Source organism: Tsuneonella sp. CC-YZS046 (genome assembly GCF_035581365.1).
Classification (GTDB): domain Bacteria; phylum Pseudomonadota; class Alphaproteobacteria; order Sphingomonadales; family Sphingomonadaceae; genus JAWKXU01.
Genome location: NZ_CP141590.1, coordinates 2,355,540 through 2,378,292, shown reverse-complemented (window position 1 = coordinate 2,378,292; position 22,753 = coordinate 2,355,540). Strand labels below are relative to the sequence as shown.

Sequence of the window (22,753 nt, the reverse complement as noted above, 5' to 3'; positions counted from 1 at the left end):
ATGGAAGGGCAGGACCAGGATCGCACGGAAGAAGCGACGCCGTTCAAGCTGAAACGCGCCCGGGAAAAGGGGCAGGTGGCGCGGGGCATGGACCTGGGCTTCGTCGGCAGCCTGCTGGCCTTCGCCGCCTTCATCCTGCTGGCCGGGCCGGCCTTCGTCGCCAGGCTGGCTGAATTGATGCGGCTGTCCCTCACTGTCGGGATCGATCAGGCCGGACATGCGCCTTCGGTGCTGGCGACGGTCAAGACGGTGTACTGGATGGCCTTCCAGCCCTTGCTGCTGCTGGGCGGGGTGATCGCCGTGATCCTGATCTGCCTGGAACTGATCCAGCTGCGGGGCTTCATCTTCACCGCCGCCCCGCTCAAGCCGGATTTCAGCCGGCTCAATCCCGCCAAGGGGCTGAAGCGCATCTTTTCGCTGCGGATGGTGAAGGAAACGCTCAAGAACATCGCCAAGATGGCGGTCTATTCGGTGATCGCCTGGCTCATGATTGCCAGCGCCATCCGGATCTTCGGCGATACATTGCAGGATGCCCTGTCGCTCTCGCGGGCCTTGGAAGGGGCGGCCAAGCGCCTGTTGTTCGCATTCCTGGGCGCGGCCTTCCTGTTCATGCTGCTGGATCAGGTGATGGCGCGGCGGGAATTTGGCAAGCAGATGCGGATGAGCCGCCGCGAATTGACGCGCGAGACGAAGGACAGGGAAGGCGAGCCGCGCCTCAAGCAGAAACGGCGCGAGCTTCATGGCGAGATGCGCAAGCAGGCCGAAGGGCTGGGCCAGCTTCCCGGCTCGGATTTCGTGGTCACCAATCCCGATCATTTCGCGGTCGCGCTGGCCTATCGGCCGGACCGGATGGATGCGCCGATGGTGCGGGCCAAGGGCCGGAATCATTTCGCGCAATTGCTCAAGCGCAAGGCCCGCCTGCTCGGCATTCCCTTGATTGCCGATCCGGCGCTTGCCCGCCGGCTGTTCCGGGAAACCGAAGCGGGCAAGCCGATTGCGCCTGCGCATTTTCACGCCGTGGCGCGGCATTACGGCCGGCTGCGCCGGGCGGCGGAGCAAGCGGAAGGGGGCGATGCCTTGCATGGGTGAGCTGTTCGACCGCAACAAGGATCTCGTCCTGGTGTTGGGCACCATCCTGATCCTGCTGATCCTGTTTTCCCCGATTCCCCCGGCCTTGCTGGACCTGGCGATCATCGTCAATTTCGCGCTCGGGCTGACCATCATGCTGCTGACGTTCTACGTCACCAAGCCGGTCGAATTTTCCACCTTTCCCTCGCTGCTGCTGGTCGCCACGCTGTACCGTCTCTCGCTCAATGTCGCCGCCACCCGCCTGATCCTGACCGGCGCGGATGCAGGTGATGTGATCGAATCCATCGGCACCTATGCGGTGCAGGGCAATTTCGTCATCGGGCTGGTCGTCTTCACCATCCTGATCGTGGTGCAATATGTCGTGGTTACCTCGGGCGCGCAGCGTGTTTCCGAAGTGGCGGCGCGCTTCACGCTGGATTCCATGCCGGGCCAGCAGATGAGCATTGATGCCGATCTCAATCTGGGGCTGATCGACCAGAAGCAGGCGATCGAACGGCGCGCGGAACTGGAAAAGGAAGCGTCGTTCTATGGCGCGATGGACGGGGCCAGCAAGTTCGTGAAGGGCGATGCGATTGCCGGAATCCTGATTCTCCTCATCAACATAGTGGCGGGGCTGATCGTCGGCGTCACCCAGATGGGGATGGGCTGGGGCGAGGCGCTGCAACGGTTCGCCCTGCTGACCATCGGCGATGGCATCGCGACCCAGCTTCCGGCGCTGATTATTTCCATCGCCACCGGCATCATCGTGACGCGGTCGTCGGCGGATCGCCAGCTGAGCGCGGAGATCTTCCGGCAATTGGCGTCGGAGCCGCGCATTCCCCTGATAGTGATCGCGGTGCTGTTCGCGCTCATGCTGCTGCCGGGCATGCCCAAATGGCCCATCGCCCTGCTGCTGGGGATTTCCTTCCTGGCCTGGCTGCGTGTCCGCGCGCGGCGCCGTGGCCAGGCTGCGGACGCCATCGATGGCGCGGCGGAGCAGGATGGTCCGCCCGCGCGCGCCGGGGTGCGGGCCGCGCTCCAGATCGGTCTCGGCAGCCAGTTGAGCGAGGCATGGGCAGGCAGGAAAGCGCTGCTGCTGGATCGCATCGCCACCGCGCGCGCCGCGCATGAGCAGACCTTCGGCATCGCCTTTCCCGCCGTCCGTTTCGCGGATGCGCCGGAACTGGGCAGCCTGGAATACCGCATCGAAATCCATGGGACCGCCTACGGCAGCGGGCAGGTCCATCCCGGGCGGGTGCTGGCCATTCCCCAGAATGAGGATGTGCCGAAGCTGGAGGGCATCGCCGGCCATGATCCCGCCTTCGGGATCGGCGGGATCTGGGTGGAAGCCGCCGAGGCGGAGCAGGCATCGGGCAGCGGATACAGCGTGGTCGAGCCTGAAACGGCGATGATTACGCATTTCAACGAGATCGTGCGGATGGAAGCCGCTACCTTGCTGACTCGGTCGGCGGTCGGCGAATTGCTGGATCAGGTGCGGGAACGGCAGCCGGGCCTGGTCGAGGAACTCGTGCCGAACGTCATGACCATCTCGGATGTGCAGAGGATTCTGCAGAACCTCGTCCAGGAAAGGGTGTCCATCGCCAATATCGACCTGATCGTGGAAACGCTGGTGGATATCGGGCGATCGGAACGCGACCCTGCCGAGCTTACCGAAAAGGTTCGTCAGGCGCTGAGCACGGTCATCTGCAACGGCCTGCGCGGGCGCAATCCCCATTTGTCGGTGCTCAGCCTCGATCCCAGGCTGGAAAACCAGCTTCTGACCAGCGCCGGCGCGCGGGACGCGAGCGCATTCGGCATGGAGCCGCGCCTGGCCGAGCAATTGCTCCGCAAGCTCGCGCCGCTGGCGGAAGCCATGATGCGGCAGGGAAAATCGCCCGTCCTGCTGTGCGCCGGGCCGATCCGCCGCATTCTCCTGAAGCTTACCCAGCGTTCCATTCCGCATCTGTCCGTGCTTTCGGTGGACGAGATTCCGTTGCGCATCAGCCTGCAATCCTTCGATGTGGTGAAGGCCGATGGATGAACGCCTGTTTGAAGTAGCCGATAATATGGGTTTAGGGGCCTGCGCATGTGCGGGCTGTGTCGGAAGTGAGGTCCCGGATGGCTGATGTCCCTGATCGTGAAGCGCTGGATCGCCTGCTCGGATTCCTCGACTGCGATCCGCTCAACCCTTCGCTGCTGCGCGATGCGGCGCAGGCGGCATTTGCGGCCCATGAACCCGGCCTGACGGTGGATTTGCTGTCGCGCCTCGAACAGGCCGATGCCCTTGCCGCCGCCGACCGCAACCTGCTGGCAATCGCCTTGATGCAGGGCGGCGATCCGGTGCAGGCCGCGCGCATCTTCGAGCAGCTTCTCACCGTCGCGCCGGGGGATGCCGGGCTGCGCTTCAATCTCGCCTGGGCGCGCGCGCTGGCGCAGGATCGCGCCGGGGCCGCCGGCTTGCTCGATGAGACAACCACCCGGGCCTTGCCGCAGGCGGCGATGCTGGAAGTGCAATTGCTGCATGAAGCGGGGGCGTTCGATGAAGCGCTCGCGCGGGCCAGGCAGCATCTTTCCGTTCATGCCGATTATCCGCCCTTGCTGGCCGCGATCTCTGTTCTTGCGGTGGATATGGAAGACGAGGAACTGGCGCGGCAATGCGCGGAACGGGCGGATGGCCACCCCGACGCTCTGGCGGTGCTCGGCACGCTGGCGCTGGCTGAGCAGGCGCATGAGACGGCCCGGCCCCTGTTCGAGCGTGCCCTGGCGGCGAACGCAGGCTCGCCCCGCGGCTGGATCGGGCTGGGGCTGGCCGATCTCGCCGGCGGCGATCATCATGCGGCTGCGGCGGCGCTCGACAAGGGGGCGGAACTTTTCGGCGATCATCTCGGCAGCTGGATTGCGGCGGGCTGGGCCTATCTCCTTGGCGGCAACCGCGAAAAGGCGCGCGGGCGGTTCGAGCATGCGCTTCGGCTCGACCCGAATTTCGCGGAATCCCATGGTTCGCTGGCGGTGCTGAATTTGCTTGAGGGGAACCGAGCGAGTGCGGAACGGGGGCTGGAAGTCGCTTTCGGGCTGGATCGCCAGTGTTTTTCCGCCGCCTTCGCCAAACTGCTGATCGCCGCCGGGGATGGCGACCAGCAAGCCGTGCAGCGCATCATGGACATGGCGCTCGGGCAGGTGCTGGACGAGCAGGGCAGGACGATCGGCGATGCGCTGCGGCGGATGGCCAGATAGCGTTCAGCCCGTGCCCGGCTGTTTCAGCTGCTCCACCGCCTGCCGGAGCAATTGGCTTGTCTCGCGATCCGTGGCGATGATCCTGTGGACATCGGCCACCACCTTCTGAAACCGGGCATCGCTCGCCAGCGCTTCGCCGAATTCCTCGGTCAGCAAGGCCCGGATCAGGGATTGTTCGAGGTCTTCGGGCGAAAGACCCTCGATCTGCGCCAGTGCCGCCGCGCGCTTGATCGCGGACGGCGTGCCCGCCTTCGCGGCCTGCGGCCTGCGCTGCGCCTTGCCCATGCGCTGCAATTGCTGCCGCAGCAGCATCAGCACCTGGTCGACCTGGTTGATGCGGGTCATCGGCTTCCGGCGCCCGTCTCAGTGCCTGGTCGGGCCAGGCGAGAACTGGCCGAGCATCAGGGAAGTGGCGGATAGATCGGAATCCTCCCGCTCCGCATCGCCGCCGCCCTCGTCACTTTGGCCGACCAGCTTCTCGCATTCGGCGACCAGCAGTGCGATGTCGTTGTTCAGCGGCGGATTCTCCGTATTCGCCGCCATCCCGGCTTTCATGCTGTCGATCGCTTCCGCGAACTCGTCCCGCACCAGATGGGTAAGCCCTTCCACGAACAGCCGCAGGTGATGGGTCTGCGGCAGGCGCAGCAGCGGCCCCCAGGTCGAGAGCGCCTTGTCGGCTTCCCCCGAGGTCAGCTCGAAGAACCCGAGCTGATACCGCGCGATATGGAACTCCGGCGCCAGCTCGACCGCCCGCGCGAGCGAGACATGCGCTTCGATCGGTCGTTGCCGTCCGGCCAGGATCGAGCCGCGCAGGAAATGCAGCCTCGGATCATCCGGGAAGCGGGCCAGCAGCCGCTCGGCTTGCGCCAGATCATCCGCATCATCGCCCCGGATCGATTCCAGCAGCGCTGCGATCTCGCTTTCATCGGACAGTTTCATGTCGTTTCCCCTTAATTCCCTTGTTATCGAAAGCGGGCGAGCTGGTCTCGCAATCTCGACAAGGCGGACCGGTGAATCTGCGATATCCGCCCCTTGCTCAGCCCCATCAGCTCGGCAATCTGCTGGAAACTGACACCGTTCTGGTAATGCTGTCGCACCACATCGGCCTCGCGCGCGGGCAGGGTCGCGATCTGGTCCGCGATCTTCCGCTTCATTTCGTGCCACGCCAGGCTTTCGAAGGCGGATGGTTGCGCATCCGGCAGCGAATCCGGGTCGATGGGGCCGTCCTCCTCCAGCATCAGCCCGAGGGCGAGCGTGGCCGCCAGGCGGGAAAGCGCCGCCAGGGCGTCTTCTCCCGCTTCGTCGCCACCCTCGCTCAAGGAACGCAGGCGCTCACGCTCGGTCCGTCGCCGATAGCGATACTGCGCCGAAGCCTCGCTCATCCTTGCCAGGCCATTGGCGATATGTCCGGCGATCCGCAGCCGCGCATAGGCTTCGAACGGGACGTTGCGGTGCGGATCGTAGCGGTCGATCGCCTGCAGCAGAGCTTCATAGGCAAGCTGCTCGATATCTCCACGCTCGAAATTATCGGGTTTCCTGCGCGCCCAGTGATAGGCGGCCAGCTTGCGGGCGAAGGGCCGGTAATGATCGAACAGGCGCTGCCGCGATGCTTCTCCCGCTTCGCTCAAGCGGGAGCGCCAGAGGGAGGCCTCGACCCGGTCCGGCCGGGTCAGCAGGTCGAGGCCGCGAGCCCGCCGCCCGCTCATCCGAAGCTGCCGAGCAAGCCCTCCAGAACCAGGCTCCAGCCGTCGATCAGTACGAACATCAGCACCTTGATCGGCAGGGAAATGGTGGCTGGCGGCACCATCATCATGCCCAGCGCGAGAAGTATGCTGGCCACGACCAGATCGATCAGCAGGAACGGCAGGAGGATGACGAAGCCGATGGTGAAGGAGACCCGCAGCTCGTTGAGCATGAAGGCCGGAGTCAGCTTGAACAGGTCAATGTCCTCGGTCCGCTCCGGCAGGGGTGTCCGCGCTATTTCGTAGATCATCTCGATATCGCGGTCGCGCGTATGCTTGAGCATGAAGCTCTTGAGCGGGGCCGCTCCCTTATCCATCACTTCGCCCAGCTCGGCCTTCCCGCTGAGCAGCGGCTGCAAGGCATCCTGGTTGAGCTGCGACAGGGTCGGCCCCATCACGAATGCCGTCATGAACAGGGCAAGGCTGGTCAGCACCGCATTGGGCGGGGTTTGCGGCATACCGAAGGCGTGGCGAACCATGGCGAGGACGATCACGATCCGCACGAAGCTGGTGGTGCTGATCAGGATCGCGGGGATCACCGCCAGCACCGCGAGGACGACGGCGATCTGCACTGCCTGCCCGGTGCCGCCCACCACGGCGGCGTTGGCTGCATGGGCGGCGGGCGCGGCGGCCATGGTCGCGGCAAAGGCCACAAGGCATGCCAGCCTGCGCAGCGATGGCCTCATTCGCCCTGCGCCCCGAGCTTGTCGAGCAGCACGACTTTGTGGGGTGTGATGACGAACAGATAGTCCTGCCCATGGCAGCGCAGCAGGCAGGCATCGCCGTGCTGGCTCACTCGCCGGGTTTCCACGATCTCGATGGCGCGCTGGCCGGCCGGGCGGCGCGGAAAGGAGAAGCCGCCGCCGTCATGCAGGCGATATTTGCGCATCAGCAGGATCGCGCCCGCAGCCAGCGCAATGCAGAACACGAAGGCGAGCGCAATCCGCGCCCAGGGTATGGCGGGCGCGGTGCCCTTGCCCAGCCCGGCGGCCAGCGCGGGCGCGGCGATGAGCAGGGCGGGCAGGCCCGGAATATATCGCAATGCCTGCATGGCGCGCCTATTCGCCGATTTCCGTGACGCGAATGGCGAATTTGTCATCCAGCGTGACGATCTCGCCCCGGGCGATCACTTGCCCGTTCACTCGTATATCGGCCGCCTCGCTGAGCTTGCGGTCGATTGGAAGCACGTCCCCGGCGGCAAGCGCGTTCAGACCCGCCACCGTCAGCCGGGCTTCCCCGAGCAGCACTTCGATCTCGACCTCGACATGGTCGATCAGCCGGGCCGGTCTTTCCTGCGGCGCGGAAGCCGGAAGAATATCGTCATCTACCATTGGTTCACATGCCTTTCGATCCGGAGGCCGAAGCGTTCGCCCTGCAGGGCGAGGGACGCGGCAGCCGAGCTGCAGGAAATCCCGCCCATGCTGACGTCCAAGGGTCGGTCGGTCGGCGTGCCGAGCGTGATGACATCGCCTATCCCGAGCCGTTCGAGATCCCGCAGGCCGAGCCGGGTGCGGCCGATGATGGCCGAGAGTCCGATCTCCTGCCGGGCGAGGGCCTGCGATCTTTCCCCCGGTTCCGGCCTGCTGCGGGGCGGGCCGGCATAGCGCCGGGCCAATCCTGTCACGATCGAGCGGCGCGCCGTGATCGCCAATATTTCCGGCCCGGCATCGAGGAATATCGGCAGGCAATATTCCGCTTCGCCGGCCGGCGTCGGCAGCGCGCCCTGCAGCTTCGCATCCAGCTTGTCGGAAAGATCCTTGATCGCGGCTTTCACGAGATCGCCGATCACCATCCTGTCGCCGGGGGTCCTGATGTCCCTGTCGGTGATCGCGTGCCCCAGCATGGCGCCGGCCAGCAGGTGCTGTGTTTCCGCCCGCGATGAGACGCGAAAGCCGCTGTCGTCCTGCCATTGCGTGGTCCCACCGGTATCGCTCCAAGTGTCGCGGCGCGCTTCCTTCCAGGCGGGTGCGGGCGTGAGACGGCCCGATACCAGCCATGCGCGCGACCACTCATCCAGCCAGTCGGCCATCGGCTTGACCGCGATGGGCGAGGTCAGGGCGCATTCGGGAAGCCAGCTTCGTGGCGTGCCCGTCATCCCTGCCCCCGGATGCCGAACAGTTGCTGGATCATGTCATTGCTGACGCTGATGATTTGCGAGGATGCCTGAAAGCCGCGCTGGATCAGGATCAGGTCGCCGAATTGCGCCCCCAGATCGACGTTGGACGCTTCGAGCCGCCCAGACAAGATGCTGCCCACCCTGCTGTCCTGCGCGGAGAGATACTGGACCTGGCCGAACCCGCTATGCGCGAACAGCCCGTTGCTGCGCTGCTGCAGCTTCTGCGGATCGCGGAAATCGGCCAGGGCGATGGCGCCCAGCTCGCGCGTTTCCTCATTGCTGTAGGCGATCTCGAACTGGCCCTGCTCATTGACCGTCAGGGTGGTGATGGTGCCGGTGCCATGTCCATCGACCTGCGACGCCCGCAGTGTGGACACGGTGCCGGAGGAAAAGGAGGTGATGCCCGAAAAGTCGAATGCGACGGAAAGGCCGCTGTCGCTATCCTCGAAAGTCAGCGTCGTATTGGCGATATCCGGCAGGCCGCCCACGAAGTTCAGGGTCTGAGAGCCGATCTCGTCGCCATCCCCGTCGGTCACCTGCACGGTCCACTGATTCGGCACCGTCTCCTCGCGGGTCAGTGCGATGGTCCAGAGATGCTCCCCGCCCCCTTCGTCGAAGAGCTTGAGATCGGAAATCGTGTGGGTCGTGGCGGTGGAGGAAAGGTTGTCGGAAAAGACGATCTTCGTGGTCTGCTCTGGTGGGCTGGTGCGCGCCGTGTCGATATTCAGGCCGACCGGACGGCCGCCGGAATCGAGCACCGCCAGCCTGAGGTCCGTGCCCGCGAGCACGACATGGCCATCCTCGTCGATCACGAAGCTGCCGGTGCGGGCGTAATAGGTCCGGTCGCCGTCGATCAGCGTGAGGAAGCCGCCGCCATCTATCGCGAGGTCGAGGTCGCGGCCGGTCTGGCGCAACTCCCCCTGCGAGAAATTTATCGTGACATCGTCGAAGCTGACCCCGTGGCCCTGGGCGCGGTAGCCCGCGCCATAGTTGAGCCCGCCTGCGCTGCCCCCGCCATAGATGTCGGAGAAGGAGATGTCGGCAGCCTTGAAGCCCGCGCTGTTGAGATTGCTGACATTGTTGCTGACCGTCTTCAGCCCTTGCGAATAGGCATTGAGGCCGCTCAGGCCGATATAGATGGAACCGAACATATCAGTTTGCCTCCCGGATCTGAGAAATGGAGCTGAGTGCGATATTGCTGATGGTTTGATCGCCGGCGGTGCGGATGGTCAGCCGCGGGGCGCCATCGACGAAGGCCACGGCGGTCACTTCCCCGCTCAGCGTGGCGGCCCCGGCCGGAATGTCGACGATCTTGCCGAGCAGCCCGGCCGCCTGCGAGGTGGATTGCGCCGCGACCAGGGTGCGCAGGCTTTCCGACATTTCCTGCGTCTGCTGGATCTGCGAGAACTGGGCGAGCTGCGAGACGAATTCGAAATTGTCCATCGGCTTCAGCGGGTCCTGATAGGTCAGCTGGGTCAGCACGATCTTCAGCAGGGATTCGAAGCTGAGGCCGAACGCATCGGTCGCGGCCTGCGTGCCTGACGCATTGGCGGAGCCGTTCTGCTGGACGCCGGTGAGGCCGTCGATCGGGGCGGATGCCATGCTTGTCCTATCCTCGCCCGCTCTGGCGGATCAGCAATTCATGCCGGGAATGGCCGAAGGCGGCCAGCAACTGGTGCAGTCTCGCCTCCAGCTCGGCGCGCATGTCGTCCGGCAGGCGCGGCAGGCGCAGCACCAGCCGCAATCCCCCTTCCAGCGGCACGAATTGCGCCAGGGCCGTTGCCGTGGCTGCCGGGCGCGATGGATCGGCCAGCGCGGACCGGCTGCGGACACTGGACGAGCGCTCGCCTGCCGGGCGGCTATCGGGCTGTGTTTGCGCGGACAGGCCGGGGCGGGGAGGCGCGGATGCCGCAGCGGTTGAGGTCATTGCGGCAGGCGACGCCCCTCTGGGCAGGAGTGCGGGGCCGGGCAGGTGGCTCCCTTGCGGCAATGCTGGCGCGGAGCTGCCCAGGGATGCGGATCGGCTTGCCTCGAAGGGGGCTGCGAGTGTCATGGCCGGATCGGATTGCGGCAAGGTCAGGCCGGGGGTTGAGCCTGCCGCCGGCTGTACCATGCGAGGCTCCGCCCCGGCGCCTGCCGTCTGCGGCGGGAATGCGGTGCTTACCAGCAAGGCGGATGCGCAGAAGGGATGGGCGCCTTCGCCAATGGCGGGCCAGATGGCGGCGATTTCAGGCTGGGCCGGGGCAGGGGCTGCGACCGCGTTCGGTATGATCGTGCCCGGTATGATCGTGGCAGCCAGCGCTGCCGTTTCGTGTTCCGCCGGATTGCCGGGGTTCGCGGAATAGGCGGCCATCAACGCCGCGAACGGCAGTGGGGCAGGCTCCATCCCCGCCGGGCTGCCGTGCGGCAGGTTGCGGCCGGTGCTGGCGGGTGGCCCGCCCGGCTCATGCGCGATCCTCATGCCCGGCTCCTCCCGCCCCGGTGAAGGAGCAGCTGGCCCGCTTCGGCTATGGCCTTTTCCTCCTCCTTGCGGGCAAGCTTGCGGCGCGCGGCCTTGTGGAGCGCGCCGAGCTGGTCCTGCCGATGGCGCTGGCGCTGCCAGCGCAATTCCCTTGCGGCTTCCGCTTCCCTGGCCTGTGCCGTTCGCTCGCGCCTCGTCCCGGCTTCCTGCTCCAGCAGGTTCACCATCGCGCCAGCCAGCCGGAAGCCTTCCGCGGCGAAGGAACCGGAGGAAAGCATCCGGTGATAGTCCTGCCGGGCGGCATCGAGCAGCCGCTCCGCTTCCCGCTCGGCCTCCTCGGCCTCCGCCCGCGCCGCCGTGGCATCGGCCAGCGACAGCTCGCCCTGCGCCACCCGCAAGCTTTGCAGCATAGTGAGCTGGCCCAAGCTCCTGCATCGGTTGCGGTCATTGCGCATGGCCGTCGCCTCCGCAGATCCGCGAGAGCATCGCGAAGCCTTCGTTCCGGCTGCAGGGGCGGTCCGCTTCCTGCTGCAGGAAGATGGCAAGATCCTGCTGCCAGGCGATGGCCTGATCCACTTCCGGGTTGGAGCCTTTGCGATACAGCCCGCTTTCGATCATCGGGCGGGCTTCCTCGAAGCGCGCGAGAGCCGCATGGGCCTTGCGCGCAAGTTGCGCTTCCGGCGGCGAGAAGAGATCGCCGGCCAGGCGGCTGATGCTGCGCGCGATGTCGATTGCCGGGAAATGCCCCCTCTCGGCCAGCGTCCGGGAGAGGACGATATGCCCGTCGAGCACGGACTTCATCAGCTCGACGAGGGGATCGTCCACATCGTCCGTCTCGCTCAGCACCGTCATGATCGCGGTGATCGCCCCGCCATCGCGCGCGGCGCCGCACCTCTCGACGATCCGGGGCAGGGCGGAAAAGACATTGGGGGTGAAGGCGCGCACGGCGGGCGGTTCGCCGGAAGCCAGGCCAAGCTCGCGCAGGGCCAGCGCGACCCGGGTGATCGAATCCACGATCAGCACGACATGCTCGCCCCGATCCCGCCAATATTCGGCCATGCCCAGCGCCTGATCGATCGCGCGGACGCGCAGGCTGGCGCTCTCGTCCGCCGTCGCGGCCACCAGGGTGAAACGCGCGCGCGCTGCATCCTGCAGATGCGTCCGCCAGAGCTTCTCCACCTCGCGCCCGCGTTCTCCCACCAGGCACAGGATCATCCGGTCGCAGGCGATCTGGCGCGCAAGCTGATCTATCAGGCTGGTCTTGCCGACGCCGCTGGCGGCGAAGATCCCGATCCGCTGGCCCTTGCCCAGAGGCAGGAGGCCGTCGATGGCCCGCACCCCGGTTTCGACACGCTCCCGGGCGACGGTGCGCTGCAGTGCCGGAAGCAGGGCGCCCGCCCTTGGCCCGCGATGATCCGGCAGGATCGCCGGCCCATCGTCGATCGGCCGGGCAAGCGCGTCCACCGCGCGCCCCGCGAAGCCCCCGCCCACTGCGATCCGGTCGAGGTCGCGGCAACGCGTGACCGTGGCCCCCAGCAGCAGGTCGTGGATCGGGCCGAAGGGCGCGAGGCGGAGCGCGCCGGGCTGGACCGCAACCACTTCCGCGACCAGCGGTGCCCCGCCGCCAGCCCGCTCGATCTCGCAATAATCGCCGATCATGGCGATCGGACCATCCGCCTCCAGCCAATCGGCCGAAATCCGGGTGACCGCTCCGCACCATCGCGTCAGCTCCGCCTGTTCCAGGCGCTGCACCAGGGGATGGGCCTTCATGATGGGGCGCCTTCCATGGCCAGTTGCTCCAGCAAGGCGGACAGGCGCGACCATTGCTTGCCGATCGAGACGTCGATTGCACCCATGCGCAGGTCGATCACGCATTCCCCGGCGGCCAGATCGGGATCGACCGTCACCTCCAGCCTGTCGAATCGGGATGCGCAAGCCGCCACGGCATCCCCGTCCGTAAAGTCGCAGGGCGAGACGCGCAGGCCCGCGACGAGGGCGCGGTCGATCCCGGCCAACTGGTGCCGCACCGCTTCGAACACCATTTCCGCAAATTGGCTGCTGTCCCCCAGGACCCGGGCGAGCGCGGTCTGCGCGATCTGGAGCGCAAGCCCTTCGAATCGCTCGAACCCTTCGGAAAATTCCGCCTGCGCACTTTCCAATGCGGCGGAGAGTTTCTCCAGCGCCGCTTGCGCGTTCTTTTCTGCTTCCTGCCCGCCCTGGAGCTTGCCGCGTTGGAGTGCCTCGGCCGCCTGGGCTTCGCCTTTCGCCTTGGCCTGCTTCAATTCTTCCTGAAGCGCCGCGAGTTGGGTTTCGAGCCGCTCGATCCCGGGATCGCCGGTTGCCGGAGCCGCTGCAGCCCGGGCCGCTCCCGTTTCACGATGCCCATGCGTTTCCGACTGCCTGTCGCTCTCTTCGCCAGCGCTGATAGGCGATTGGCTCGCATGGCTGCCATGCGGACGGCTCGCCCGGAAGGACTGCACATCGGCCAATGCATCCCGATCATGCGCTTTCAGGAGAGCGTTCACTTCCGGCCGCTCCCTTCGAATAGCAGCGATCTCGCAAGATCGAGCAGGGACGGGCGCCGCTCGCTGACGGTGAGTTCCTGCGCTCTGGCACGAGCGCGGCTCAACGCTTCGCGGGCTGCGGGCCGGGGAAGGAGGATATTCCGGGCCTCGGCATCTTCGGGGCTGTCGATGGCTTCGAGGGTCTGGGCGAGCCAGGGTGAATAGGCGGCTTGCGTGGCCTGATTGCCATGCTGGCCGGAAAATGCGCTCGCTGCGGATCGCTCGGCGAGAGCCTGCTGGAGGTCGATCCGCCGTTCGGCCGGCATGTGGCGCAGGATGGCGTTGCGGTCCCCCCGCGAGAGGTGGCGCCATCGCTCCAGCAGCGCATCCAACGGTTCCGCGCTAGCGCTCATCGCGGTCAAGCTCCCGGGAGTAAAGAGTGGCGGAAAGCACGTCCGCGAAGCTCTGCTGCTCTTCCCCGGTCAGGCGGCTGCGCTGACGAAACCGGGCGACAGCAATCGCCGCCAATATCGCCAGCCCGCCCAGCAGCCAGGGATAGGAAGGCCAGCTGGCCCAGTCCCCGGCGGATTGTGCTGGGGCGGGCGGAAGCGCCGCGCTGCGATCGTCGAAGGCGGATCGCGTGTCGCCATGCCGGCCCAGCCCGGAGTTCTCCGGAAGCCCGAGCGGCCCGGTTTCGAAGCGGAGAATGTCGCCGCGCGCGGGATCGAGCCCGACTGCCTGCGTGATCGCCTGGCGAAGGCGCTCTTCATTCTCCGGATTGAGGTCGCCTTCGCTGCGGAACGCGATGCGCAGCTTGAAATTGCGTGCCTCGCCTGCGGGCGGGCCGGAGCGATCCAGCGGCGTGGGCGCATCCGGTCCCACAGCATCAAGATCGAGCGCCGAGACCCGGATTTCAAATGGCGCGCCGGGCACGATCCTCTCCGCGGCGGCGGTGGCCCGTGCCCGGAAATATTCTTCGAGCGCGCCTCGCTCCCCGCTGGCCCCGCCCTGGGACGGTTGCGGCACGACCGGGCTCACCAGATCGCCCTGATCGTCCAGGATCGCGACATCGGCGCTGGAAAGGCCGGTTACGGTAGAAGCGACGAGGCGCTGGATTCCGGCGATCTGGTCCGGGTCGAGCGCGCGCTTCCCCATGGTCTGGACGGTGACGGCCGCCTTGGGGCCGTGCTGCACCGCCCGGAAAAGCGCCCGTTCCGGGAGGGAAAGATGGACTCGGGCGGAGCTGATGCCGTCCATCAGCATGATCGTGCGGGCAAGTTCGCCCTGCAATGCCCGCTGATAGTTCACCTTCTGCGCGAACTCTGTCAGCCCCATGTCGCTTTCGTTGAACAGCTCGAAGCCGACCACGCCGCCCATGGTGATGCCGGAACCGGCGACGATGACGCGCGCGTGGCTGGCTTCGTCTTCCGGGACAAGCACGCTGCGGCCCTGATCGGCGAGGCGATAGGCGATGCCTTGCTTTTCCAGCTCCCCGACGATGGCAGCGACATCCGCTTCGCGCAGATCCTCGTACAGCACCGCATAGCCCGGCCGCAGGAAGGCAAAATAGAGGACGCATAGCACGGTGAAGACCCCAGCCATCACGGTTCCGAAAAGGATGAGCTGCCTGCGCTTCATCGGGTTTGCCGGAAAGATCGTGCCTGCCGCGCCATCACAGCTGCATGTTCATCAATTCGCGGTAAGTCTCGGTCAGGCGCTGGCGGACCTGCATCGCGAATTCCACGGAGAGCCGCGCTTCCTCGAGCGCGAAAGTGACCTGATGCACCGGTATGCTGTCATCCAGCGCGAATTGCCGGACGAGCCCGTCGGCCGTGGCGATCTTGTCGTTCACGCTCTCCAGCCCGCTGCGCAGGATGGACGCGAAGCTCGCCCCTGTCTGCGCGCTGGCGGCGGGCAGCGCCTCCATCCCCAGCCGGTTGAGGAGAGGCGCCGCGCTTTCCAGCGTGACCGAACCGATCGGCGCGATTTCGATCATGACTGCCGCCCCAGCTGCAGGGCGCTGGAATAGATCTGCTGCGCGGCGGCCATCGCGACCAGATTGGCTTCATAGGCGCGGGTGGTCTTGATCATCAGGCTCATTTCCTCCGCGTGGCTGATGGCGGGATAGGTGACGAAGCCCTGCGGGTCGGCATGGGGATGCCCCGGCTCGTAAACCTGGCGAACGGCGGCATCCTGCGTCTCGACGCCGTAAACTCGGACGCCCTTGGGATGAGCGGGCGCGCTGGCCTGTTCCTGCGCAAGGATGCGGCGGAAGCTCTCGACCGGGCCGGAAACGAGGCGCAGCGGGATGTAGCTGCCGCCGTCGCCGGTGCGCGTGGTCTGCATATTGGCGAGATTGCTGGCGATGATCTCCAGCCGTCGCCATTCCACATCGAGGCCGCTGCGGCTGATTTCGAGGGCTTCCATCACTGGCCTCCCCGCACGGCCGTCCGCGCGATCTGCATCTGGCGGCCGAGCACCTCGATCAGCGCGGCATAGCGCAGGGCGGTATGAGAGGCGCTGGCCATTTCGAGATCGAGGCGGACTTCCCGATTGGATCGATCCATCGGCAGGCGCGTGAACTCGGGCTTGAAACGGCGCGCGGCTTCGGCGCCCTGCGCCGCCGTCTCGCGCAGCTGCTCTTCGAAGGACACCTTGAACGGCAGGTAGGAAGGCGAATTCGCATTGGCGATATTCTGCGAAATAGCGGATGCGCGCATGGCAAGGCCATCCAGCGCCCTGGTCAGCAGAATTGCGGAAAGCTCATCCATCCCCGGTCTCCTCATTGCACCAGAATATCGGCGTGAAGCGCGCCCGCCGCCTTGATCGCCTGCAGGATGCCGATCATGCGGCGCGTATCGACGCGGGACCGCGCAAGGCCTTGCACCAGCGTTCCCACCGTCGTGTTGGGAAAGGACATCACCGTATTGTTCGCGCCCTGCTCGACCTCCAGCTTGGTGTTGGTGACCAACAGGCTCGACACATCGCTGGCGAAGCCGCCGATGAAGCTGGGCTGCGATGCATAATTCTCGCTGGTGATCGTCACCTTGAGATCACCCTGCGAGACGACCACGCTCGAGATCCTGACATCGGCACCCGCAACCACGGTGCCGGTCCGTTCGTTGATGACGATCCGAGGTGAACGGCCCGGCTCCACCGAAAGATTCTCTATATCCGAAAGGAAAGCCGCCAGTTGCGCGGGCGGGCGGGTGAAGCGGATCGCGACTTCATCCGCGTTCTTCACTTCCGCGATGCCATGGCCCTGCGCGCGGTTGATGGCCTCCGCCACGCGCTGGGCGGTGGTGAAGCTCGGTTCCGTCAGCAGGAACGAAACCTGCCCGTCGCTCTTCAGGATCGCGGCATCGACCGCGCTTTCCACCGTCGCGCCGCCAGGCAGCACCGCGCTGGTCGGATAGTTGCGCTGCTGCCGGTTGAGATTGGCCTCGAAATCATATCCGCCCACGGTCAGCGATCCCTGCGCCAGCGCGTAGGGGCGCTGATCGGGGCCGAGCAGCGGGGTCATCAGCAGGGTTCCGCCCGCGAGGGAGCGGGCATCGCCGATCGAGGACACGATCGCGTCGATCCGGTCGCCCGGATTGGCCGATGCGGGCAAGGTGGCGGTGACGATGACCACGGCCACATTGCGGCTGTTGATCTGATCGTCGGCAACGGTGCTGCCCAGCCGGGACAGCACGTTGCGCAGCGCCTGCCGTGTCACTTCGTTGCGGCGGGTGTCGCCCGAGCCGGCCAGCCCGGTGACGATGCCGTAACCGATGAGCGCATTGTCGCGCCAGCCGTCGAACCGCCCCAGCCCCTTGAGCATCACGGATTGCGCGGCGGCGGGCGTGCCCGCCAGAAGCGCGCTGGCCATCAGCACCGCGAGGCCGCGCAGCAGGAGACGGGCGGGCGCGGGCATCAGCCGATCCCCAGGAAGCTGAGGATGCGATTGATGATGCCGGGCTTGGCGCTGCGGCTGACGAAGCCCTTGCCGTCATAATCGATCTGCGCATCGGCGATGCGGGAGGACAGGATCGCGTTGCTGGCCGAAATATCCTGCGGGCGGATTCGCCCCCGCACGCCGATCGAGGTGGTTTCCCCGTTTATCAGCATCCGCTGGCGGCCTTCGATCAGGAAATCGCCATTGGGAGCCAGCCCGACCACTTCGGCCGACATGCGCGCGACGAATTGCTCGCTGCGCACCAGCTCGCCCTTGCCGCCGTAGTTTCCGCCGAAATCGAGCGAGACCGATTCATCGACCGATCCGCCGCTCACCCCGCCGCCGAATTCCGTCTTGCGGGACGAATTCTTCTGCAGCTTGCTGGAAGCGCTGGCCGCTTCGTGGATCAGAACCGTCACCGTATCGCCGACCGCCCGGGCCCGATCGTCCGCCGCGACGGCCGGCCATCCCCCGCCGCTGTAGAGCTGATCCGCCTGTGCCTGCGCCGCCGACAGGGTTGCAAGAAGGACCGAAGCCAAGACCAGCCGCGCCTTCATTCGCTTGCCTCCTCGACGGGCGCCGCGAGATGCGAGGCGAAGATGGCGCCATCATGGGTGCGGACGAATACGGCCTGCCCCATGCGGGAGGGCTGGAGAGCGTTTACCCGGCGTTCGATGGTGACCGGCCCCTGGCGTGCGACATGGCGAAGTTCCGTTCCCGCACCGATGACCGGCCCGCCCCGGACAGCCAGCGGCCCGAGATAAGTGCCGGCGGCCAGCGGCGCGGAGAGGCGCGTCGCGTTCACGCGGCGATCGAAGAGAAGCGGCAGCCGGGCCGCATGAGCGCGGCACAGGGCTGGCGCCACGGTTTCCGGCTGGAGATAGGCGCCGGCATCGAGATCGTGCCGCAGCGTGAGGCATTGGCGGGCGCCGTGCCCGGGCTGCGACGCTTCCGAAAACTCGAAGCGTACCTTTCCGCCATGGCGAAGGCGCAATGCCTGCCCCGGCACGCGCCGCCGCAGCAGCTTGGCGCGGGTGGCGCTATCGAGTTCGAGATGGCTGCGTCCGGCCGGAATGACCGCTATCGCCAATGGGCCAAGCCTCGTCCGCTGCCCGTCATCGAGCAGGGCAAGATCCGCGACGGTGATCTCCCGCGCCAGCAGCACGACACGCTCCGCCGCTGCCGCATCGCCGGGCAATCCGGCGCATGCCAGGGCAAGCAGCATGGCGGACAGGCCCGGCCGCATCGTCACTTCTTGAGATTGTTGGTGATGGCGGCGAGCTGGTCGGCGGCCTGGATCGCTTGCGCGTTAGCGGCGAAAGCCCGCTGGATGATGAGCATTTTCACCATCTCTTCCGACAATTCGACATTGGAGCCTTCGAGGCTGCCCTGACGGAACCATCCGGTTCCGTCCTCTCCCGCCGCGCTGTCGATCAGCCGCGTATCCTCAAACGGGCGCAGCAAGCCGTTGTCCAGCCGTTCCAGCGCGTCTTCATGCTCGACGCGCACCAGCCGGATCTGGCCCACCTCCACGCTTTCGTCGCTGGAAGTGAGCGCGGACACGATGCCAGCGGGCGAAATCGAAAGCGATTGCGCATCGAGCGGTATCACGATCCCGGCGCGCAGCGGGATTCCATCCGCCGTGGCCAGCAATCCGTCCTCGTTCACCCGCAACGGTCCGCCCCGCCAGAGCAGGTCCTGCCCGGATGGCCCCATCAATTCAATCAGCCCCTGCCCTTCGATCGCCAGATCCATAGGGTTGCCGGTCGGCCTGATCTCCCCTTGCGCGAACAGCATGGCCTGGGGGACGATCCGCACTCCGCCGCCTTCCGGCAGTCCGCTGGGGGCCAATGCGCCGCCGATCCCGTCCGCCTGCGGTTGCCGCGCCAGGATTTCCGAGAAGCGCGGCTCGGAGCGCTTGAAGGCCGGGCTGTTCACATTGGCGATGTTGTTGGCGATCATCTCCAGCGCGAGCTGTTCCGCCCGGAGCGCCACCGCCCCGACTTCAAAGGCCCCGTTCATCGCCCGCTCCTGCTGAAGGTGGTAATCGCCTGGCCGATCAACTGGTCATAGGTCTGCGCCAGCCGCGCGCCGCCTTCCGACTGGCGCACGGCGGCCATCATCACGACCATCTCGTCGCTCATCACCACATTGGAGCTTTCGAGCTGGCCCTGGCGCAGAACGCTGCCATTCGCTTCGGCCAGCCCGCTCGGGCTGGCGCGGAACACCGATCCGCCGATGGCCGCGATACCGGAGCCCTGGCCTGCATCGTAAAGCCCGATGGCCGCGACCGGCACGCCTGCCTGCAGGACGGTGCCGTCGCCCAGGATCTCCACGTCCTGACCGTCGAGCACCAGATCGCCGCCACCGGCCTGCTGCAGGATGCGGCCCGCTGCGTCGATCACGGAGCCGCCATCGCCCAGCGTAAAGGCGCCGCCGCGCGAGTAGATCAGATCGTCCCCCGCGCGCAATTGAAGCAGCGCCGGACCATGGATCGCGAGATCGAGAGGCTTGCCGGTATGACGAAGACGGCCCTGGCTGAAATCGGTCAGGAAGCGGGTTTCGGCCACCTGCGGGGGAAAGGATTCCGTCGCCCGGTCAAGGGTCTGCGCGAAGGCGACCTGTTTCTTGTATCCCGCAGTCGACGCATTCGACACGTTCCGGGAAACCGCTTCCACGCGGCGTTCCGAAGACGCAAGAATGGCGGATGCGGACTCCATGAGCCCCGGCATCGAACCCCCCGATCTTTCCCGTCGCGGGGATGGTTACGATGCCCGGTCATGCGATCAATTCGCGATACATCGACAACGGATTTAACCCGTGCGGGACGTTCCGGCGGAGCTAAACTTCTGCTTGTTTCGGTGGATTGGTCTCTCGAAACCGGATGCATTCACCTGGCCCGTTCCCGCTTCGGAGCGGGGGCGCGGCCGTGCGTTCATTTCATGAGCAGGAGAATCCCCAGGGCCAGCCCGGTGGCGACCACGAACAGGGGCCACGACCAGAGTATCGTGTAATCGGCCACCGCCAGCTTGTGAATCGCAAGATACCCGCCGGTCGATCCTGCCGATCCTATGAACAGGGAAACGATCCAGGTCAGAAATGCGCCCAGGGGAAGTGCCTTGAGAAATGCCATAATCCCGCCCTTGCGAAACACTATGCCGATCATACGGCGATCGTGGTTAAGAAACCGTGAGGGCGGCTGGATTCAAGCCGCGCCGCCGGGACTGTCATCAAATAGTAACAATAGACCATAAAATGACCTCGATTCTGCAATCGCTGCTGCAGGGCGGAGCGGGAAAAGCATGGGCAATCCGGAATTAGTTGAGACTATCGACCCAAAAGAAGCTCTGACGCATGTGCGTGTGCAGGAAGTCTCCGGTCCGCTTGGCCGAGTGCGCCTGACCGTGCGGGCGGTGGGGCAAGCCGAAGGTTTCGTGTTCTGCCGGCATGGGACCGCGACACCCTTCGCGCTTCCGGCCCAGGAATGGCTGGCCCTGCCGCTGGCGAATGGAAGCAATTACGACGTCTGAGGGGATAGGCGCTTGACGATGCGCGGGCATCGCGGAGCCAGCCTATAGCAATTCACGGCTTTCCGCGATGGCGGTAATTCCGCGCTTGCCGTTCTGCCGCCCCAATTGCACCACCACGTCGATCACCGAAGCCGCATAGGCAATCGTATCGCTGCGGGTCAGCCCGATCCCGGTCTGCATCACCATCAGCGCAAGCTGTTCGAGCGCGCCGCGCAGCGAATTGGCATGGATGGTGGAGAAGGAGCCGGGATGGCCGGTGTTGATCGCCCGCAGGAAGCTGACGGATTCGGCGCCGCGCAACTCGCCCAGCACGATCCGGTCCGGCCTCAGGCGCAGGGCGGCCTGCAGCAATTCATTGGCGGTGACCTTGGCCTCGCCAAGCTCGCCCTTCACCGCCACCAGGCCGACGCCATTGTCGCCGGGCAAGCGCAGTTCGGGCGTGTCCTCCACCAGCACGACCCGTTCGTCGCGCGGGATCTCGCCCAGCATGGCATTGAGGAAAGTGGTCTTGCCGGTGGACGTGCCGCCCGACACGAGGATGGTCTTGCGCGCCGCGATCGCCGCGCGCAGCCATGCGATGGGCGAGGCTTCGCGATCCGGCATCGGCGCTTGCTCAGGCCGGGTCAGAGGGCCGCTGTCATAGGCGTCGAGCGGCAGGTCCAGCCGGCGGTGGCGGCGGATCGCCATCACCCATGGCCCGCGCGTTGCCGGCGGGCCGCAGAATTGCACGCGCGCGCCGCCCGGCAGTGTCGCGCCGAGCAACGGATGCTCGCGGTTGATCCCCTGATGGCTGACCCGGGCGACCTGCTCGGCCAGCCGTTTGATCAGCTGGTCGTCGATCTCGGGCAACGCGATTCGCTGCATCCCCGGCGTCGCGGCGTCCTCGATCCATAGCTCGCCGGGCCGGTTGACGATGATTTCGGTAACCGTGTCGCGTTCCAGCCAGCGGCGGAACGGAGCGAGATAGGCCTCGAGATAGACATTGCCGACCGGCAATGCGTCTTCTTCAGCGCATTCCTCGACCGGCATGAGCTGGTGCAGCGCTGCGCTCACTGCGTGGCCACGCGGGAGAAATCGAGATCGCGCGCGGTAAACACGCGGATCGGTTCCCCCTGGCGCACCCGCACGGTGGGGCCGATCTGGCTGTCCTGCGTCACCGCGGCGGCGGCGGCGCTCTGGCCCCCGCCCAGGATCACGGAAGACCCGCCGCTGGCGATGGTGCTCAGGCCTCCGACGACCGAAAGCAGCATGGCCGAACCGAAGCGCTTGAAGAAGTGGCTGTTGACCTTGCCGGGCAGCCCGGCGGTGCCGGAGAAATCGGTTCCGGGCGAAGCGAGGGCAACGGATACGCCATCCGGGCGGATCAGCCGCGTCCAGATCACATAGGCGCGCTTCTGCCCCCCTTGAAGGCCGCTCTGGTATTGGCCGACAAGGCGCGAACTGCGCGGCACGAGGATGCGCGTGCCGTCGAAGGAGCGCACATCGCTGCTGACGACCGCCCGGACATAGCCCGGAACATCGGTATTGATCGCGGTTTCCAGAATGGCCGGGATCAGCGTGCCCTGGGTCACGGTGGTGGCCGGGTCGACCATCGCGGTCGCCTGTGCCGGGGCGCCGCCCACACCGCCGATCCGGCTCGCGAAATCGGAAGCGGAATTGCCCGTCTTGGCGGCTTCGCCTGGTTCCGGCCCCACCAGCGGAACCGGCATGGCGCCCGCATCGAACACAACGGTGGGCGAAGCGTGCGGGTTGCTGGCCGGGGCCAGCGCGGTGGCGGGCGGGTTGGCCAGCACGGCCTGCGGCGCGGGGTCGGCTTGCGGAGCTGCCGGGGCCGCAACGCGCGGTTGCGGCTTCTGTTCGTCCGCGCCTTGCGTGGGCGCAGGGGCGGGATTGCCGGCCGGCTGCACGGTCGCCTGCTGGGCCGGGCCGGCCTCGCTGGCAACGCGGGCGGTATCCATGCTCCAGAGCGTGATCGCGCCGAGCAGGCCGACGATGCCGATTCCGGCGGCCAGACCCAGGGCATCGGACTTGCCCTTGCGCTGGGTGACGGCGGGGAAAGCGTTGCGGCTGGCAAGATCTATGATCTCGGCCGACATCCCCTCGCGCGGGTCGCGATCGTTCGCGGCTTCTCCGGCCTTCTTTTCCGGCAAACGCATGGCAA

At 66.4% G+C, this 22,753-nt stretch carries 30 protein-coding genes; 4 read left to right on the top strand and 26 right to left on the bottom strand.

Translation table 11 applies throughout. The features are described from left to right. From U8326_RS11680 to U8326_RS11670, 3 genes are all read left to right on the top strand, one after another. Positions 1–1,089: an EscU/YscU/HrcU family type III secretion system export apparatus switch protein gene (locus U8326_RS11680; RefSeq protein ID WP_324740482.1), complete on the top strand. Its 1,089-nt coding sequence runs from the start codon at positions 1–3 to the stop codon at positions 1,087–1,089. Then, a complete protein-coding gene (locus U8326_RS11675; RefSeq protein WP_324740481.1) occupies positions 1,082–3,109 on the top strand; it encodes a flagellar biosynthesis protein FlhA in 2,028 nt (675 codons plus the stop codon). The genes U8326_RS11680 and U8326_RS11675 overlap by 8 nt, the downstream gene beginning before the upstream one ends. A 77-nt stretch (positions 3,110–3,186) precedes the next feature. Beyond that, positions 3,187–4,302 (top strand): hypothetical protein, encoded by a 1,116-nt coding sequence (locus U8326_RS11670; RefSeq protein ID WP_324740480.1) that lies wholly within the window; start codon positions 3,187–3,189, stop codon positions 4,300–4,302. A 3-nt stretch (positions 4,303–4,305) separates the two neighbouring features. Here the strand turns inward: U8326_RS11670 and U8326_RS11665 are convergent, their stop codons facing one another. From U8326_RS11665 to U8326_RS11550, 24 genes are all read right to left on the bottom strand, one after another. Beyond that, on the bottom strand, positions 4,306–4,647 hold the full coding sequence (locus tag U8326_RS11665; RefSeq protein ID WP_324740478.1) for a hypothetical protein: 342 nt from the start codon (positions 4,645–4,647) through the stop codon (positions 4,306–4,308). 18 nt (positions 4,648–4,665) lie between these two features. Beyond that, entirely contained in the window at positions 4,666–5,241 is a 576-nt protein-coding gene (locus U8326_RS11660) for a hypothetical protein (RefSeq protein WP_324740476.1), read from the bottom strand. Between the two features lie 23 nt (positions 5,242–5,264). After that, positions 5,265–6,008, bottom strand: a complete 744-nt coding sequence (locus U8326_RS11655; RefSeq protein WP_324740475.1) for a sigma-70 family RNA polymerase sigma factor — start codon at positions 6,006–6,008, stop codon at positions 5,265–5,267. Then, complete coding sequence (fliP, locus tag U8326_RS11650) at positions 6,005–6,730, bottom strand: flagellar type III secretion system pore protein FliP (protein WP_324740473.1); 726 nt, start codon at positions 6,728–6,730, stop codon at positions 6,005–6,007. The genes U8326_RS11655 and fliP overlap by 4 nt, the downstream gene beginning before the upstream one ends. Continuing rightward, positions 6,727–7,095, bottom strand: coding sequence for a flagellar biosynthetic protein FliO (locus U8326_RS11645; protein ID WP_324740472.1), 369 nt, complete (start codon positions 7,093–7,095; stop codon positions 6,727–6,729). The genes fliP and U8326_RS11645 overlap by 4 nt, the downstream gene beginning before the upstream one ends. 7 nt (positions 7,096–7,102) lie before the next feature. Continuing rightward, the gene (locus tag U8326_RS11640) at positions 7,103–7,375 is read right to left on the bottom strand and encodes a FliM/FliN family flagellar motor switch protein (protein WP_324740471.1); all 273 of its coding nucleotides are present in this window, start codon (positions 7,373–7,375) and stop codon (positions 7,103–7,105) included. Next, positions 7,369–8,139 (bottom strand): FliM/FliN family flagellar motor C-terminal domain-containing protein, encoded by a 771-nt coding sequence (locus tag U8326_RS11635; RefSeq protein ID WP_324740470.1) that lies wholly within the window; start codon positions 8,137–8,139, stop codon positions 7,369–7,371. The genes U8326_RS11640 and U8326_RS11635 overlap by 7 nt, the downstream gene beginning before the upstream one ends. Continuing rightward, on the bottom strand, positions 8,136–9,311 hold the full coding sequence (locus U8326_RS11630) for a flagellar hook-basal body complex protein (protein ID WP_324740469.1): 1,176 nt from the start codon (positions 9,309–9,311) through the stop codon (positions 8,136–8,138). The genes U8326_RS11635 and U8326_RS11630 overlap by 4 nt, the downstream gene beginning before the upstream one ends. A gap of 1 nt (position 9,312) precedes the next feature. After that, positions 9,313–9,762 (bottom strand): flagellar hook assembly protein FlgD, encoded by a 450-nt coding sequence (locus U8326_RS11625; protein WP_324740467.1) that lies wholly within the window; start codon positions 9,760–9,762, stop codon positions 9,313–9,315. Positions 9,763–9,769: 7 nt separating this feature from the next. Further along, positions 9,770–10,621: a hypothetical protein gene (locus U8326_RS11620; protein WP_324740466.1), complete on the bottom strand. Its 852-nt coding sequence runs from the start codon at positions 10,619–10,621 to the stop codon at positions 9,770–9,772. After that, positions 10,618–11,031 (bottom strand): hypothetical protein, encoded by a 414-nt coding sequence (locus U8326_RS11615; RefSeq protein WP_324740465.1) that lies wholly within the window; start codon positions 11,029–11,031, stop codon positions 10,618–10,620. Before U8326_RS11615 ends, U8326_RS11620 begins: the two co-directional genes overlap by 4 nt. A 34-nt stretch (positions 11,032–11,065) precedes the next feature. Beyond that, positions 11,066–12,391 (bottom strand): FliI/YscN family ATPase, encoded by a 1,326-nt coding sequence (locus tag U8326_RS11610; protein WP_324740464.1) that lies wholly within the window; start codon positions 12,389–12,391, stop codon positions 11,066–11,068. Then, positions 12,388–13,146 (bottom strand): FliH/SctL family protein, encoded by a 759-nt coding sequence (locus U8326_RS11605; protein WP_324740463.1) that lies wholly within the window; start codon positions 13,144–13,146, stop codon positions 12,388–12,390. The genes U8326_RS11610 and U8326_RS11605 overlap by 4 nt, the downstream gene beginning before the upstream one ends. Next, positions 13,143–13,538, bottom strand: coding sequence for a hypothetical protein (locus U8326_RS11600; protein ID WP_324740461.1), 396 nt, complete (start codon positions 13,536–13,538; stop codon positions 13,143–13,145). Before U8326_RS11600 ends, U8326_RS11605 begins: the two co-directional genes overlap by 4 nt. Then, entirely contained in the window at positions 13,528–14,763 is a 1,236-nt protein-coding gene (gene fliF / locus U8326_RS11595) for a flagellar basal-body MS-ring/collar protein FliF (protein WP_324740459.1), read from the bottom strand. Before fliF ends, U8326_RS11600 begins: the two co-directional genes overlap by 11 nt. Before the next feature lie 34 nt (positions 14,764–14,797). Further along, positions 14,798–15,121 carry a flagellar hook-basal body complex protein FliE gene (gene fliE / locus U8326_RS11590; RefSeq protein ID WP_324740458.1) on the bottom strand — a complete coding sequence of 108 codons (324 nt, stop codon included), beginning with the start codon at positions 15,119–15,121 and terminating at the stop codon, positions 14,798–14,800. Then, positions 15,118–15,552 carry a flagellar basal body rod protein FlgC gene (flgC, locus tag U8326_RS11585; RefSeq protein ID WP_324740457.1) on the bottom strand — a complete coding sequence of 145 codons (435 nt, stop codon included), beginning with the start codon at positions 15,550–15,552 and terminating at the stop codon, positions 15,118–15,120. The genes fliE and flgC overlap by 4 nt, the downstream gene beginning before the upstream one ends. Then, positions 15,552–15,896 carry a hypothetical protein gene (locus U8326_RS11580; RefSeq protein WP_324740456.1) on the bottom strand — a complete coding sequence of 115 codons (345 nt, stop codon included), beginning with the start codon at positions 15,894–15,896 and terminating at the stop codon, positions 15,552–15,554. Before U8326_RS11580 ends, flgC begins: the two co-directional genes overlap by 1 nt. An 11-nt stretch (positions 15,897–15,907) precedes the next feature. Then, entirely contained in the window at positions 15,908–17,041 is a 1,134-nt protein-coding gene (gene flgI / locus U8326_RS11575; RefSeq protein WP_324740454.1) for a flagellar basal body P-ring protein FlgI, read from the bottom strand. Next, entirely contained in the window at positions 17,041–17,619 is a 579-nt protein-coding gene (locus U8326_RS11570; protein WP_324740452.1) for a flagellar basal body L-ring protein FlgH, read from the bottom strand. The genes flgI and U8326_RS11570 overlap by 1 nt, the downstream gene beginning before the upstream one ends. Then, the gene (locus tag U8326_RS11565) at positions 17,616–18,314 is read right to left on the bottom strand and encodes a hypothetical protein (RefSeq protein WP_324740451.1); all 699 of its coding nucleotides are present in this window, start codon (positions 18,312–18,314) and stop codon (positions 17,616–17,618) included. Before U8326_RS11565 ends, U8326_RS11570 begins: the two co-directional genes overlap by 4 nt. Further along, the gene (locus U8326_RS11560; protein ID WP_324740450.1) at positions 18,311–19,084 is read right to left on the bottom strand and encodes a flagellar hook basal-body protein; all 774 of its coding nucleotides are present in this window, start codon (positions 19,082–19,084) and stop codon (positions 18,311–18,313) included. Before U8326_RS11560 ends, U8326_RS11565 begins: the two co-directional genes overlap by 4 nt. Next, positions 19,081–19,782, bottom strand: a complete 702-nt coding sequence (locus U8326_RS11555; protein WP_324743591.1) for a flagellar hook basal-body protein — start codon at positions 19,780–19,782, stop codon at positions 19,081–19,083. The genes U8326_RS11560 and U8326_RS11555 overlap by 4 nt, the downstream gene beginning before the upstream one ends. 215 nt (positions 19,783–19,997) lie before the next feature. Next, positions 19,998–20,195, bottom strand: coding sequence for a hypothetical protein (locus U8326_RS11550; RefSeq protein WP_324740448.1), 198 nt, complete (start codon positions 20,193–20,195; stop codon positions 19,998–20,000). 223 nt (positions 20,196–20,418) lie between these two features. Between U8326_RS11550 and U8326_RS11545 the strand changes: the two genes are divergently transcribed. After that, positions 20,419–20,592, top strand: a complete 174-nt coding sequence (locus U8326_RS11545; RefSeq protein WP_324740446.1) for a hypothetical protein — start codon at positions 20,419–20,421, stop codon at positions 20,590–20,592. Positions 20,593–20,634: 42 nt separating this feature from the next. Here the strand turns inward: U8326_RS11545 and virB11 are convergent, their stop codons facing one another. Then, positions 20,635–21,621, bottom strand: coding sequence for a P-type DNA transfer ATPase VirB11 (gene virB11 / locus U8326_RS11540; RefSeq protein WP_324743590.1), 987 nt, complete (start codon positions 21,619–21,621; stop codon positions 20,635–20,637). Positions 21,622–21,641: 20 nt separating this feature from the next. Further along, a complete protein-coding gene (locus U8326_RS11535) occupies positions 21,642–22,748 on the bottom strand; it encodes a TrbI/VirB10 family protein (protein ID WP_324740444.1) in 1,107 nt (368 codons plus the stop codon). Between the last annotated feature and the right edge of the window lie 5 nt (positions 22,749–22,753).